This window comes from Bacillus subtilis subsp. subtilis str. 168 (assembly GCF_000009045.1).
GTDB lineage: Bacteria > Bacillota > Bacilli > Bacillales > Bacillaceae > Bacillus > Bacillus subtilis.
Genome location: NC_000964.3, coordinates 667,265 through 680,877 on the forward strand (window position 1 = coordinate 667,265; position 13,613 = coordinate 680,877).

At 42.5% G+C, this 13,613-nt stretch carries 12 protein-coding genes; 10 read left to right on the forward strand and 2 right to left on the reverse strand.

The genetic code is table 11. The features are described from left to right. Nucleotides 1–201: 201 nt before the first annotated feature. The 7 genes from gutB to ydjI all read left to right on the forward strand — a co-directional run bounded on the left by gutB (nucleotide 202) and on the right by ydjI (nucleotide 7,521). Nucleotides 202–1,263, forward strand: coding sequence for a glucitol (sorbitol) dehydrogenase (gutB, locus tag BSU_06150; RefSeq protein NP_388496.1), 1,062 nt, complete (start codon nucleotides 202–204; stop codon nucleotides 1,261–1,263). Between the two features lie 73 nt (nucleotides 1,264–1,336). Further along, a complete protein-coding gene (gene gutP / locus BSU_06160) occupies nucleotides 1,337–2,728 on the forward strand; it encodes a H+-glucitol symporter; prophage region 3 (RefSeq protein NP_388497.1) in 1,392 nt (463 codons plus the stop codon). A gap of 94 nt (nucleotides 2,729–2,822) precedes the next feature. Further along, nucleotides 2,823–3,785, forward strand: coding sequence for a putative sugar kinase (ribokinase family); prophage region 3 (gene ydjE, locus BSU_06170; RefSeq protein NP_388498.1), 963 nt, complete (start codon nucleotides 2,823–2,825; stop codon nucleotides 3,783–3,785). A gap of 195 nt (nucleotides 3,786–3,980) precedes the next feature. Beyond that, nucleotides 3,981–4,664, forward strand: a complete 684-nt coding sequence (pspA, locus tag BSU_06180; protein NP_388499.1) for a phage shock protein A homolog regulator; prophage region 3 — start codon at nucleotides 3,981–3,983, stop codon at nucleotides 4,662–4,664. A gap of 65 nt (nucleotides 4,665–4,729) precedes the next feature. Next, a complete protein-coding gene (ydjG, locus tag BSU_06190; RefSeq protein NP_388500.1) occupies nucleotides 4,730–5,755 on the forward strand; it encodes a putative phage replication protein; prophage region 3 in 1,026 nt (341 codons plus the stop codon). Further along, nucleotides 5,755–6,519 (forward strand): conserved hypothetical protein; prophage region 3, encoded by a 765-nt coding sequence (gene ydjH / locus BSU_06200; RefSeq protein ID NP_388501.1) that lies wholly within the window; start codon nucleotides 5,755–5,757, stop codon nucleotides 6,517–6,519. The genes ydjG and ydjH overlap by 1 nt, the downstream gene beginning before the upstream one ends. Before the next feature lie 30 nt (nucleotides 6,520–6,549). Next, nucleotides 6,550–7,521 (forward strand): hypothetical protein, encoded by a 972-nt coding sequence (ydjI, locus tag BSU_06210; protein NP_388502.1) that lies wholly within the window; start codon nucleotides 6,550–6,552, stop codon nucleotides 7,519–7,521. Nucleotides 7,522–7,567: 46 nt separating this feature from the next. Here ydjI and ydjJ read toward each other — a convergent pair whose 3' ends face one another. Further along, complete coding sequence (ydjJ, locus tag BSU_06220; RefSeq protein ID NP_388503.1) at nucleotides 7,568–8,593, reverse strand: putative membrane associated potassium channel; prophage region 3; 1,026 nt, start codon at nucleotides 8,591–8,593, stop codon at nucleotides 7,568–7,570. Nucleotides 8,594–9,177: 584 nt separating this feature from the next. Here ydjJ and iolT point away from each other — a divergent pair. Next, complete coding sequence (iolT, locus tag BSU_06230; protein ID NP_388504.1) at nucleotides 9,178–10,599, forward strand: myo-inositol transporter; 1,422 nt, start codon at nucleotides 9,178–9,180, stop codon at nucleotides 10,597–10,599. A 47-nt stretch (nucleotides 10,600–10,646) separates the two neighbouring features. On the opposite strand, the gene bdhA is transcribed toward iolT, so the two are convergent. Beyond that, the gene (gene bdhA / locus BSU_06240) at nucleotides 10,647–11,687 is read right to left on the reverse strand and encodes an acetoin reductase/2,3-butanediol dehydrogenase (protein NP_388505.1); all 1,041 of its coding nucleotides are present in this window, start codon (nucleotides 11,685–11,687) and stop codon (nucleotides 10,647–10,649) included. Between the two features lie 438 nt (nucleotides 11,688–12,125). On the opposite strand from bdhA, the gene walM reads away from it, so the two are divergent. Further along, complete coding sequence (gene walM, locus BSU_06250) at nucleotides 12,126–12,497, forward strand: protein involved in cell wall metabolism (RefSeq protein ID NP_388506.1); 372 nt, start codon at nucleotides 12,126–12,128, stop codon at nucleotides 12,495–12,497. 65 nt (nucleotides 12,498–12,562) lie between these two features. Beyond that, nucleotides 12,563–13,609, forward strand: a complete 1,047-nt coding sequence (gene ydjN, locus BSU_06260; RefSeq protein NP_388507.1) for a hypothetical protein — start codon at nucleotides 12,563–12,565, stop codon at nucleotides 13,607–13,609. The last annotated feature ends 4 nt before the right edge of the window (nucleotides 13,610–13,613 follow it).

Here is a 13,613-nt window from a genome sequence, read left to right on the forward strand (position 1 = left end):
AAGCCTGCACCTCCTATTAGTACTATTTTATCAATCCAGCGTTTTTTGTATATGAAAAAATAAAAGTACAGTGCCGCTGTCCTTTTATACAGCAGGAAAGGCTGTTGAACGTGTTAAAAAGCAGATAAAATGGGGGCAGTAACAGAGAAAACAAAAATGTATGCACTTACATTTTATTTTCTAAAGAAAGGAACTTGCCAAATGACTCACACAGTACCTCAAAACATGAAAGCGGCTGTTATGCACAACACAAGAGAGATCAAAATTGAAACATTGCCTGTGCCTGATATCAATCATGATGAAGTGTTGATTAAGGTGATGGCTGTCGGAATTTGCGGATCTGATCTGCATTACTATACAAATGGCCGAATAGGCAACTATGTTGTGGAAAAACCATTTATCCTTGGGCATGAATGTGCGGGTGAAATTGCCGCTGTCGGATCATCTGTCGATCAATTCAAGGTGGGAGACCGCGTCGCTGTAGAGCCGGGTGTTACGTGCGGACGCTGTGAGGCGTGCAAAGAAGGACGCTATAATCTTTGCCCGGATGTACAGTTTTTGGCTACACCGCCGGTAGACGGTGCGTTTGTCCAATATATTAAAATGCGTCAGGACTTTGTTTTTTTAATCCCAGACTCACTTTCTTATGAAGAAGCTGCTTTGATCGAGCCGTTTTCTGTCGGTATCCATGCGGCGGCCAGAACGAAGCTACAGCCCGGATCAACGATTGCGATTATGGGGATGGGCCCTGTTGGGTTAATGGCTGTTGCCGCAGCTAAAGCATTTGGGGCAGGCACAATCATTGTCACCGACTTAGAGCCGCTGCGGTTAGAAGCTGCGAAAAAAATGGGAGCGACTCACATTATTAATATACGTGAACAGGATGCACTTGAAGAGATTAAAACGATCACGAATGATAGAGGCGTTGATGTTGCTTGGGAAACAGCAGGGAATCCAGCGGCATTGCAATCCGCACTGGCTTCTGTGCGCCGGGGCGGAAAATTGGCGATTGTCGGTTTGCCTTCACAGAACGAGATTCCGCTCAACGTGCCGTTTATTGCGGATAATGAGATTGATATTTACGGGATCTTCCGTTATGCCAATACGTATCCAAAGGGAATCGAATTTCTTGCTTCAGGCATTGTGGACACGAAGCATCTAGTAACGGACCAATATTCGCTGGAGCAGACGCAAGATGCGATGGAGCGGGCGCTTCAATTTAAGAATGAATGTTTAAAAGTGATGGTGTATCCAAATCGCTGAGTGAACAGGGAGGATCTTCGTATTCTCCCTCTTGTTTACTGGAAATGAAAACGGATTCTTGGGGTGGGAAATGATGATTGGAACAGAAAAAGTAACGGCATTGAAGGCGAAGCATCAGTCAAAATCCAGCACCGGCCTGTCCTGGTTTGAACGAATCGGTTATGGATTCGGCGATATGTCGTATAATATTATCTTTCAGTTTGTAAACGCATACTTATTATTTTATTATACAGACGTCGGCGGCATTCAGCCTGCGGTAATCGCAACTTTGTTTCTTGTTGTGCGTGTGCTGGATGCTATTTTTGACCCGATCATGGGATTGATTTTAGATAAAACGAATACAAGGTGGGGAAAAGCAAGGCCATATTTGCTGTGGGTGGCATTTCCTTTTGCGCTATTCACATTCTTATGTTTCACGACGCCTCATTTCGGTGAGACCGGAAATATGGTATATGCGTATGTCACTTATATTCTGCTTGGGATGTCCTTTAGTATGCAAACGATCCCGGTGAACAGCTTAACGGGGCGGATGACGAATTCGGTGGAGGAACGAACGGTTCTGACCACAACCCGGATGATTTTGGTGTATATCGGCATTCTTTTATCCATTTCCTGTGCGACACCGCTTGCAACTGCTATCGGAGGAGAGGATCAGGCGTTTGGATTTCAGATGACGGCGCTCATCTATGCGGCTGTCAGCATCGTTTTGAATCTATTTAGTTTCTTTACTGTACGGGAGCGGATTCAGCCTAAAAAGAGAAAAAAACAAGGGATCAAAAAGACGTTATCCGTTTTATTCAAAAACAAACCCTTGCTCATGTTAATTTCATCATTTTTGGCTTTTGCGATCGGGTTTAATATTAAGCTCAGCACGATGGTGTATTATTTTACGTATAACGTAAACCATAAAGAGTTCGTGTTTATGGGCACCGTTTTATTTTTCGGGGCAGCGCTGATCAGCAATTTGTTTATTCCTTTCTTTTCTGAGAAGTGGGGCAGAAAACAAGTCATGATTATCACGGCAGCTCTATCGCTTATTTCTTATGCCGGCCTGCATTTTACGCCGTATTCTTCAATTCCACTCATTTTCATTTGGCTTTTCGCTTCGGGATTTTTCACAACGCCTTTAAATACGCTTGCTTGGGGAATGGTTGCGGATTGCGTCGATTATGCGGAATGGAAAACCGGAATTCGCGCGGATGGTGTTGTGATTTCGAGCATGAGCTTTATTAATAAGCTGGGTGTTGCGTTAGCCGGGTCATTTTCGGCCATTTATTTAGGAATCGCCGGGTATGTGGCGAATACAGACCAGACAGTTGCGTCGTTGAATGCGATTAAAAATATGAATGCTTTGATTCCGGGATTTTTCATTTTGCTTTCTATTATTCTTATCGCCTTCTATCCTTTAACGGAAAAAAGATATAAACACATCATCTCTGAGCTGGAGCAAAGGTCTGCGAGATAAATAGATGTAAAATTTTTAATATTCAATGTTGTATTTATGGCAAAAAGTAATATACTGAGACTGTAATCTAGACTTTATAAATGAGTGTGATAATATGCGTAGTCATTCTGTAGTTTGTATTGGGGAATTGTTGATTGATTTCTTTTGTACCGATGTTGACGTTGATTTAATGGAAGGGCGCCAATTCCTGAAAAGTGCCGGCGGGGCACCGGCGAATGTGTCGGCAGCGATTGCCAAGCTGGGCGGAGACGCCGCTTTCAGCGGAAAAGTAGGAAAGGATCCGTTTGGGTATTTTCTGAAGCGAACATTGGACGCTGTACATGTCGATACCTCTATGCTGGTGATGGATGAGAAAGCGCCTACAACGCTTGCTTTTGTTTCATTAAAACAAAATGGAGAGCGTGACTTTGTTTTTAATAGAGGCGCGGACGCTTTGTTTACGCTGGAGGACATTGACCAGGAAAAACTAAACGAAGCGAAAATCCTTCATTTCGGCTCTGCGACGGCACTGTTATCGGATCCGTTTTGCTCAGCCTATTTACGGTTGATGTCGATTGCGAAAGACAATGGACAGTTTATTTCGTTTGACCCTAACTACCGTGAAGATTTATGGAGGGGAAGAGTCTCAGAGTTTGTAAGTGTTGCGAAAAAAGCGATCGCTGTAAGTGATTTTGTGAAAGTCAGTGACGAGGAACTTGAGATTATCAGCGGTGTGAAGGATCATGAAAAGGGAGTTGCGATCCTTCATGAGATCGGAGCCAACATTGTCGCTGTGACACTTGGGAAAAGCGGAACGCTTCTTTCCAATGGAAAAGACCGTGAAATCATTCCAAGCATTCCGGTGACATCAATTGACTCAACAGGGGCGGGAGATGCTTTTGTCGGTGCGGCTTTATATCAATTGGCAAACACGGATCAGATTCAATCTGTAGATGCTGATTTTGTGAAACTGCGTGAGATTGTGGCGTTTGCCAATAAGGTCGGAGCTCTTGTGTGCACTAAAATTGGAGCGATTGATGCACTGCCGAGTTTGGATGAGATTGGAGTTTCTTTGTAAATCATTGAAGATGTTTCTTGAAAGTCTTTGGACTTTTGGGGGCATCTTTTTTTATTGCTTACATTTTTGTTCAGGTAAAAAGTTGTATATTTTTTGTTTGAAATGTCATTTTTTATTAAAAAAGTGAAACTTTTAACGATAATAAATAGTATATGTAACAAGGGTTACCGAATTAGCTTTAGGAGGAACGATATAATGAGTATAATTGGAAGATTTAAAGATATTATGTCTGCGAATATCAATGCTTTATTGGACAAGGCTGAAAATCCGGAGAAAATGGTAGATCAATATTTAAGAAATATGAATAGCGATTTGGCTAAGGTTAAGGCAGAAACAGCAGCTGTTATGGCTGAGGAGCAGAGAGCAAAAAGAGAATATCACGAATGCCAGGCGGATATGGAAAAGATGGAAAGCTATGCAATGAAGGCGCTGCAAGCCGGGAATGAGAGCGATGCGAGAAAATTTCTTGAAAGAAAAACATCTTTGGAGTCAAAGCTTTCTGAGCTGCAGGCGGCGAATCAAATTGCTGCAACCAATGCCGCACAGATGAGAAAGATGCATGACAAATTGGTATCTGACATTGGAGAGCTGGAAGCACGCAAAAATATGATCAAGGCGAAGTGGGCAGTAGCGAAAACGCAAGAAAGAATGAACAAACTGGGCGCTTCTGTTTCAAGTACAAGCCAATCAATGTCTGCATTCGGCCGAATGGAGGACAAAGTAAATAAGGCACTTGATCAGGCCAATGCAATGGCTGAACTGAACAGCGCTCCGCAGGATGATATGGCTGATCTGTCTGCAAAGTATGACACTGGCGGTTCAAGCCAGGTTGATGATGAACTTGCGGCGTTAAAAGCGAAAATGATGCTCGATAAGTAATACATAGGAGGCCGCAGCTTTCGGCTGCGGCGTCATTTTATCATAAAATGTGAGAGGGAACGGTAATGATAATATCTTATAAGTGTCCGAACTGCGGCAGTGATATGGCATTTGACAGTGAAACCGGCTCGTTATCCTGCAGCAGCTGCGGAAGACAGGACAATATTGAAAGCCTTCCGAAAGAAAACATTGCGGCACGGTTTTCTGATGATGAAGCAAAAGAATATCAATGTAAAAACTGCGGTGCCGTTTTGATCACGGAAGCTGAAACGACAGCAACGACGTGCAGCTTCTGCGGAGGTGCTGCAATACTTGCCGATCGTTTATCAGGACATTTGGCGCCGGCGAAGGTCATTCCATTTACAATCAGCAAGCAAGAAGCGGAGCAGGCATTTCGAAAGTGGTGCAAAAAAGGCCTTCTGACACCAAGAGGTTTCATGTCTGCTGATCGTATCAAAAGCATCACCGGCATGTATATTCCATTTTGGATGTTTGATTTAAATAGTGAAGTACAGGTGAGAGCAAACTGTACCAGAGTCCATCAATATGAAGAAGGGGATTATATTTGCACGGAAACAGAGCACTTTGAAGCGTTTCGTGATATCAATCTCGATTATTTGAAAATCCCTGTCGATGCCTCTGAAAAAATGAAAGACGAATTAATGGACAAATTGGAGCCTTATTCATACGAAGAGCTGAAGGACTTTCAAACGGCATATTTGGCCGGTTATATTGCGGAAAAGTACAATTATACCGATGAGGAGCTTTTTCCGAGGGCAAAAGAGAAAATCAGCAGTTATATAGATTCATACATCCATTCTACTTTTTCCGGATATACGTCAGTCAATGTGAGGGACAAACATATTCACACGAAAAACGTGAACAGCTTTTACGTTTTGCTTCCTGTTTGGATGGTCAGTTACGATTATGAAAGAGCGGAGCATATCTTTGCGATGAACGGGCAAACAGGAAAGGTCGTTGGAAAGCCGCCGATCAGTCGAGGAAAAGTGGCTGCATGGTTTAGCGGAATAGCAGGCGGGACATTTCTTGCGTTGAAGCTCGTCTCATTGATGATGGGAGGCGGATTTTGATGCGTGGATTTTTTGGGAAAGCGATCTTTGTTGTGCTGGCTGTTTTCATCATGATGCCTTTACTGGGTATCGAAGCGGTAAGAGCCTCTGAATTGCAGCAGCATGTGTACGATCGCGCTCATCTATTGTCAAAAGCGGAGATCGGAAAACTTGAATCTCTCTCGGCAAAGCTGGGTGCAAAGAGGGACACTGATTTCATCATTATTACGACCAAAAGCACAAACGGTGAAGATATTGCAGACTATACCGGCGATTTTTATGATCGTTACGGAAAAGGCAGTACAGCCATTCTGACGATTGATATGACAAACAGAGAAGTGTTTATCGCAGGCTTTAAAAAAGCCGAACAGTATTTGGACAACAGCAGGCTCAATAGCATCAGAAATACGATTTCATCTGATTTATCCAATGAAAATTATTTTGAAGCTTTTGAGACATATATTCAGCTTTCCTATAAAGATATGGGCATAAAACCGGGAGTAAACCCTGACAACATATTCTTTACATGGTGGTTTCAGCTGATTGCTGCCATCGCAGTCGGGGGAATTGCGGTTTCAATCATGCTTTATCATGCAGGCGGCAAAGTAACGGTTAATGGAAGTACATATATGGATCAGCGTACGTCTGATGTGATTGATCAATACGACACTTATATTAGAACGACTGTAACAAGAGAAAGAAAACCATCAGATAAAGACAGCGGCAGCGATGGCGGTGTTACGAAAGGCGGCACGTCATACAGTGGGAGCCGGGGCAGTTTTTAAATGTAAGAAATAGAGAAAGGGAGAGGCGTAATGTCGTTTTTCAGAAATCAATTAGCGAATGTAGTAGAGTGGGAAGAATTTAGAGATGATATGATTTTTTATAAATGGAACAATCGTGAAATCAAAAAAGGGAGCCGTTTAATCATTCGTCCCGGACAGGATGCTGTCTTTTTGAACAATGGGCGGGTTGAAGGAGTCTTTCAAGATGATGGCGATTATGATATTGAATCAGAAATTATTCCATTCCTTTCAACGTTAAAGGGCTTTAAGTTTGGCTTTAACAGCGGCATGCGAGCTGAGGTGCTGTTTGTCAATACGAAGGAATTTACCGTAAGATGGGGAACAAAACAGGCGATAAATATTCCGGCAGCGGGAATGCCAGGCGGGATGCCCATTCGCGCAAACGGCACATTTAATTTCAAGGTGCAGGACTATATCAGCCTGATTGATAAAATCGCTGGCGTGAAAGATCAATATTTTGTAGAGGATATTAAAACCCGTATCATTTCTATTCTGGATCAGCTTCTCATGAAGTGGATCACAAGAGAAGGGAAAGATATGTTTAATCTTCAAGCAAACGCTTTTGATATTGCCAAGGGAATTCAAGAGGACTTAGATATGCAATTAATAAGCGACGGGATGACGGTCACTGGTTTTCAAATCATGAGCTTTAATTATCCTCAAGAGGTTCAAGATATGATTACAAAGAACGCTTCCTACGGTATGGTTGGGGATGTGAACAGATACCAGCAAATATCAATGACGGATGGAATGGCATCCGGAAAGATGAGCGGAAGCGGAGCGGCTTCGGATATGGCTGGAATGATGATGGGAATGAATATGGCCAATCAGATGATGAACCAAATGAATCAGAATCAGCAGGCACAGTCATCAGGCCCACAGTCAACTGGCAGCGGAAGCAAACCGAATTTCTGTCCAAACTGCGGAACAAAAACGGGCGAAGCCAATTTTTGTCCGAATTGCGGCCAGAAGCTTGTATAAGAATCATACAGTGAAAAGTCCGGAGTGATCAGCACTCGGGACTTTTTTATTTAGGAGAATAAGCATTACCTATTGCTTGCTCCTGAACAGGCCATTTTCGAGCCCCCGCTTGGATAATTCCCAGCAGCAATTGACGACGTTCCTTTATTGAATTGACGGCAATTTGAAATGTTTGCTTTGATAAAGCCGGTATGCCTGATTGTTGAAGCTTTGAGATGTCTGGTTCTGGCGGCGCTTGTTCTGCAGGATGGATATAGGCAGTATGAACGGTATCCAGATAGTTTTTGATACTTGAGCGCGCTTCTTTGATATGAAGCTGATTCGGCTGATATTGTTCAGGAATTCCGTATTTGAAAATGGTTAGAGCCTCATCCAATACAGCAACAGCTATAATGGATGATTCCTGATGCTGCGTGCTGTGGTAAAAATGAAGGATGGGGAAGGCGTTATGCTGAGCGGTCAGCTTTCCCAGTTCTGATGAGGCAGCGACAAGAAGAAAATCAATGTCGTGAAAATCTTTGCCATTCCATGCATTATGGACGATTTCAGTTCCGTCATGCCCTAGACTTAATACACTTTGGGCAAAGGAGCGTTTTTGATTAACCGCACTCAAGACGGAAATCAAATACGTGACAGAAAATGTGATGGTAAGCAGTCCTTGAGCTGTTTCAATAATCGTGACAAGCTTCCATAGGCCTCCGTTCGGAGCGAGGTCGCCATTTCCTAATGTAAACATGACATAGCCGGAAAAATAAATTCGGTCTGACCAGGAAGCCGGTTCTTTTGATTGAGTTTCCATAAGTGAGTGAGGGTCACTCGAGTAAATCAAAACCCACCCGCTCCAAAATAGACTGATCCATATCACTAACGTCAGGCATAACAGCAGAGGACCAGCCATACTTAGAACCTTTGCGTGGTCACCGCTGATTTTGCGGCAGCCCTTCCACAGCCAGGCAGACAGGCATCTTGTGATCGGGCCGGCACCGCTCTCTAACCATAACGTGGTCCATAAAAAATCAATCATCCCCGCTGTCAATAATAAAAGGCCTGCAATGATATAACCCTCATTCATTTTGGTTGCCTCCCTTAAGTCAGCCTTCTTTTATTTTCTTCTCTATTTCCTTTTATCCTGAGTCTGAAACAATTGAACGAATGTTTGATTTTACAGAGAAAAATAGGTGGGAGTTACCCAACACTTACTCATTTTTCAATATGAACAGAAAATCACAAGATTTTTGACTTGATTCACACATTTTCATGAAGAAAAACGTTCATTTTCCCCTTGAATTGGTGATTTTCCTTTTATAGAGTAAAAAATTTTCAGAAATTTATATTGACTGAAAGCGTTTTTATAATTATGATAATATCAGATATAACAAAAATGTCACTATAACATCACTACAATTGAACTATTAAGTGACTAATAAATACCAAATGAACGAGGTTATGCACAAAGAAATGACCATTGTTCTTTTAACGAGAAATGAAATCGCTTCCATAGGGATTGACATGCTAAGAAGAAGGGAAGGTTATGAGGTTATTGGATAAAAACATGAACAACTATTTTCTGAAGCCTGCTTACGAAATGTGAGGAAGGCAGCAGCCCTGGAATAAGTTTTTGACATACGCATTTTGAAAAAGACTGGGGGAAACAGTATGAATAAACAAGGAAATCAAATGTCATTTTTACGTACAATTATTTTAGTCTCCACTTTCGGCGGGCTTCTTTTTGGCTATGATACCGGTGTGCTCAATGGAGCTTTGCCGTATATGGGAGAGCCGGATCAGCTTAATCTCAATGCCTTCACAGAAGGCCTTGTCACCAGTTCACTTCTTTTTGGAGCGGCACTGGGTGCTGTGTTTGGCGGCAGGATGTCTGATTTTAACGGCCGCCGCAAAAATATTTTGTTCCTCGCTGTTATATTTTTTATTTCAACGATTGGGTGTACGTTTGCACCAAATGTTACGGTCATGATTATTTCCCGTTTTGTGCTCGGTATTGCGGTTGGGGGTGCATCCGTAACGGTGCCTGCCTATTTAGCAGAGATGTCTCCTGTGGAAAGCAGGGGACGGATGGTGACGCAGAACGAATTGATGATTGTATCAGGACAGCTTTTGGCCTTTGTTTTTAATGCGATCCTTGGAACAACAATGGGAGACAACTCCCATGTGTGGAGGTTTATGCTGGTCATTGCGTCACTTCCAGCCTTGTTCCTGTTTTTCGGCATGATCAGAATGCCCGAGAGTCCCCGTTGGCTTGTTTCTAAAGGAAGAAAAGAAGATGCTTTGCGTGTATTGAAAAAAATCAGGGACGAAAAACGGGCAGCAGCTGAGCTGCAAGAAATTGAATTCGCTTTCAAAAAAGAAGACCAGCTTGAAAAAGCGACATTTAAAGATCTTTCAGTCCCATGGGTGCGCCGTATTGTGTTTATTGGATTAGGGATTGCGATTGTACAGCAAATTACAGGTGTGAATTCGATTATGTATTATGGGACTGAAATTCTAAGAAATTCCGGTTTCCAAACGGAAGCCGCTTTAATCGGAAATATTGCGAATGGCGTGATTTCGGTATTGGCAACATTCGTCGGAATCTGGCTGCTGGGAAGAGTGGGGCGCCGGCCGATGCTGATGACAGGCTTGATCGGTACGACAACAGCATTATTGCTAATCGGGATATTCTCACTTGTACTTGAAGGATCACCGGCACTTCCGTATGTAGTCCTGTCATTAACGGTCACATTTCTTGCTTTTCAGCAGGGCGCCATTTCACCAGTGACTTGGCTGATGCTATCTGAAATTTTCCCGCTTCGCCTTCGCGGACTGGGAATGGGTGTTACGGTATTCTGTCTGTGGATGGTGAATTTTGCAGTCAGTTTCACGTTTCCGATATTGCTGGCAGCTATCGGGCTGTCCACAACGTTCTTTATCTTCGTTGGATTAGGAATTTGCTCTGTCTTGTTTGTGAAGAGGTTTTTGCCGGAAACGAAAGGGCTTTCGCTTGAGCAGCTGGAGGAAAACTTCCGCGCTTATGATCACAGCGGGGCAAAGAAGGATTCTGGGGCTGAAGTGATTGGATAATTTAAAAAAGAATCCGCACCCGAGTGCGGATTCTTTTTGGTTTCAAATTAGTTAGGTCTAACAAGGATTTTGACTTGGCTTTTCTCTTTAATAAGAGCCCCGAAGCCTTCCTCGATCAAATCATCTAGTACGATTTTTTTCGTTACGAGTTTGTCGGCTGAGAAATAGCCTTCTTTCATTAATGACAATACAGCCGGGAAGATGTCGCGGTATCCGATAATTCCTTTTACTGTACGTTCTTTGATTACGATATCGTTCGGATGGATTTCAGCACCTTTTTCCCAAATGCTGACGATGACGGTTTCACCGGCAATTGTAGTGGACTGGATGGCTTGTCGTAACACCACTGGGACACCAGTGACTTCGAATGCTACGTCAACACCGCCTCCTGTACGTTCTGCAATCTCAGCGACTACATCGTCTGTTTTAGACGGATCAACGATGATCGCGCCAAGCTCCTCAGCTTTTTGCTGGCGTTCAGGAGAAAGCTCAACAGCGTAAATATCAGTTGCACCGGCAGCCTTCAGCGCTTCAATGACAAGAAGTCCGATCGGGCCGCAGCCGAATACAGCCGCTTTGTCGCCTGCTTTGAGTTTGCTTGAGCGGACAGCGTATAGAGCAACTGCAGAAGGTTCAACGAGCGCGCCTTGTTCATATGATAATTCATCAGGAAGTTTGAACAAAAGCTCTTCATCCACAGAGACGTATTCAGAGAAACCGCCGCCTCCGCCGGCTAAGCCGAGGAATCCCATTTGTTCATCAAGGTTGTAGGCGCCTTGGTGGCCGTGTGTAGCAAAAATCGGCTCGACTACAACGCGGTCTCCAACTTTATAATTTTCAACGCCTTCTCCGACTTCGACAACTTCACCGGAGAATTCATGCCCCATTGTGACAGGTGCCGTTTCATTTGTTAATGGGTGCGGTTTGTCAACCGGAATAAAGATCGGGCCGCCCAGATATTCGTGTAAATCACTTCCGCAGATGCCGCACCATTTGACTTTGATCTTTACTTTTCCCGGCTCCGTTTTTGGCTCTTCGATATGTTCAATACGGATATCCTTTTGGTTATGCCATCTTGCTGCCTTCATGGATTACCACTCCTATAACTTTTGATGTGAGTAATTCCGCACCGGTCAATATGAACTGTTCACAAAATCGCCATTTTTAAAACCAAAAAAGAAATGAAATTTTTATATAATATAATCTACGTTTTTTTGAAAAAAAGAAACTTTAAAGAAAAAAGGGTCTCGCACACTCTTTTTTCTTTATATGAGAGTATCAATCGTTTACATAGCTATGAATTTGGTTTGAACAATACGGTAATGGTTCGTTCATATTGAATGCGACAACTACTCTATCAATAATTATAACTCTAATACTGCTATTATAATAGGATAATCTTCCATGGTTTATTTTAGCAGAGGTAACTTTTTTGACTTTGTAACATTACTGTAAGGATATTGAAATAAAAAATAGCTGGTTGATCGTGTATAATCTTCCTAGATGTTAACAAACAGGGGGACGAAATGTTGAAGAAAGTCATTTTAGCCGCTTTTATCTTAGTAGGAAGTACTTTGGGAGCTTTTAGTTTTTCATCAGATGCCAGTGCGAAACATGTGAACGGAAATATTACTTGGTATAATGGAGTCGGGAAAAAAGGCTCTTCAGGTAAGAAACTTGGACATTGGGATTGTGCGACCAAAATCGGATTTGATGTTCCTAGAAACGGGACAAAAATCAGAGCTTATGCAAAAGCGAAGCCTAAAAAGGTGATTACGGTTTATAAAAATGATGTTGGCAGAATGCCTAATGCAGTGCTGGATGTTAGCCCTAAAGCGTTTAAAGCGCTTGGATACCCATTAAGCAAAGGTAAAGTAGCGGGGCATTACAGCTATTAATGTACATATATAATCTGGAAAGCAAGAAGTCACATTCTTGCTTTTTCTATTGGTGGAGATAAAAGATGAAAAAAAGAATCATATTATTATTAGCAGTGATAATAGCGGCAGCTGCCGCGGGGGTTGCGTTTTATGTTGCAAAGGATAAAGGCCATGAGAAGGCTGCTGATGTTTCAGTCAATACCGAAAGCGGTGATGAGCTGCTGGTTTCAATTACAGATACGGATCTGCTGACAAAGTATTATGAAAATGACAAGGTGATCCATGAGGAGAAGCTGACCAGCTATCCGGCATTTGCCTTGGATCAAAAACAGCAGGTGCTCTATTATACGGGCAATAATGAACAGAATGAAATGAGGCTTTTTAAATTGGATCTGAAGTCTCATAAAAAAACGATGCTTTATAAAGGCGCGGAGAGTGCGGACAGTTTATTTTTATCAAAGGACCGTTCAACCATCTATTTCCGCTTAGGAAAAGCGGACGAAAGCAATTTTCGAATCGCCGCTTTTGATCTGAAGACGAAAAAGTATAAAAATCTTTATCCTGCCGCTAATGATCAGGATGACACCGTCAGCAGCTTCTTTTATAACCAAAAAAACGATTCATTTGCATTGCTTCATTATTCTGTAGAAGAAGACTACAAGAAAACAGATGAAGCAAACGAAAAGGGCATCGACCCTGAACCGACAACGATTCATTTTGCGGAAGGCCGCCAAAATAAATTTAATGAGCTGAAAAGCCTGAACCAATTTATCAGCGATATTGCTGTTTCTGATGATGATAAACGTATTTTATTCACATCATATACGCAAAAAGGAACGGAGCAAACCGCTTCTATTCAAATGCTCAATGCGGATACGAAAAAATATGAAAGCATCATCTCAAATCAAAAATCATTTAAGCTGTTAATTGACGCACAGCCTCAGTTTTCTAAGGATGGGAAGAACATTTATTTTCTTGCCGAAGCCAAGGGGGCTAAAAAGCTGAAGGACGAAACAGGGCGTGAAGCTAAGGTGCGGACGATTTATTCCTATAGCCTTGAGAATAAGACCTTCAAAAAAGTATGGGAAAATCCGAACGGCATCATCAACAGCTTTTTTGTGATTAACTAATAAA

Coding starts and splice junctions, on each gene's coding strand:
- gutB (NP_388496.1), top strand. CDS start 202: ATGACTCACACAGTACCTCAAAACATGAAAGCGGCTGTTATGCACAAC.
- ydjH (NP_388501.1), top strand. CDS start 5,755: ATGCGTGGATTTTTTGGGAAAGCGATCTTTGTTGTGCTGGCTGTTTTC.
- bdhA (NP_388505.1), bottom strand. CDS start 11,687: ATGAAGGCAGCAAGATGGCATAACCAAAAGGATATCCGTATTGAACAT.
- iolT (NP_388504.1), top strand. CDS start 9,178: ATGAATAAACAAGGAAATCAAATGTCATTTTTACGTACAATTATTTTA.
- ydjE (NP_388498.1), top strand. CDS start 2,823: ATGCGTAGTCATTCTGTAGTTTGTATTGGGGAATTGTTGATTGATTTC.
- ydjN (NP_388507.1), top strand. CDS start 12,563: ATGAAAAAAAGAATCATATTATTATTAGCAGTGATAATAGCGGCAGCT.
- ydjI (NP_388502.1), top strand. CDS start 6,550: ATGTCGTTTTTCAGAAATCAATTAGCGAATGTAGTAGAGTGGGAAGAA.
- pspA (NP_388499.1), top strand. CDS start 3,981: ATGAGTATAATTGGAAGATTTAAAGATATTATGTCTGCGAATATCAAT.
- ydjJ (NP_388503.1), bottom strand. CDS start 8,593: ATGAATGAGGGTTATATCATTGCAGGCCTTTTATTATTGACAGCGGGG.
- gutP (NP_388497.1), top strand. CDS start 1,337: ATGATTGGAACAGAAAAAGTAACGGCATTGAAGGCGAAGCATCAGTCA.
- walM (NP_388506.1), top strand. CDS start 12,126: ATGTTGAAGAAAGTCATTTTAGCCGCTTTTATCTTAGTAGGAAGTACT.
- ydjG (NP_388500.1), top strand. CDS start 4,730: ATGATAATATCTTATAAGTGTCCGAACTGCGGCAGTGATATGGCATTT.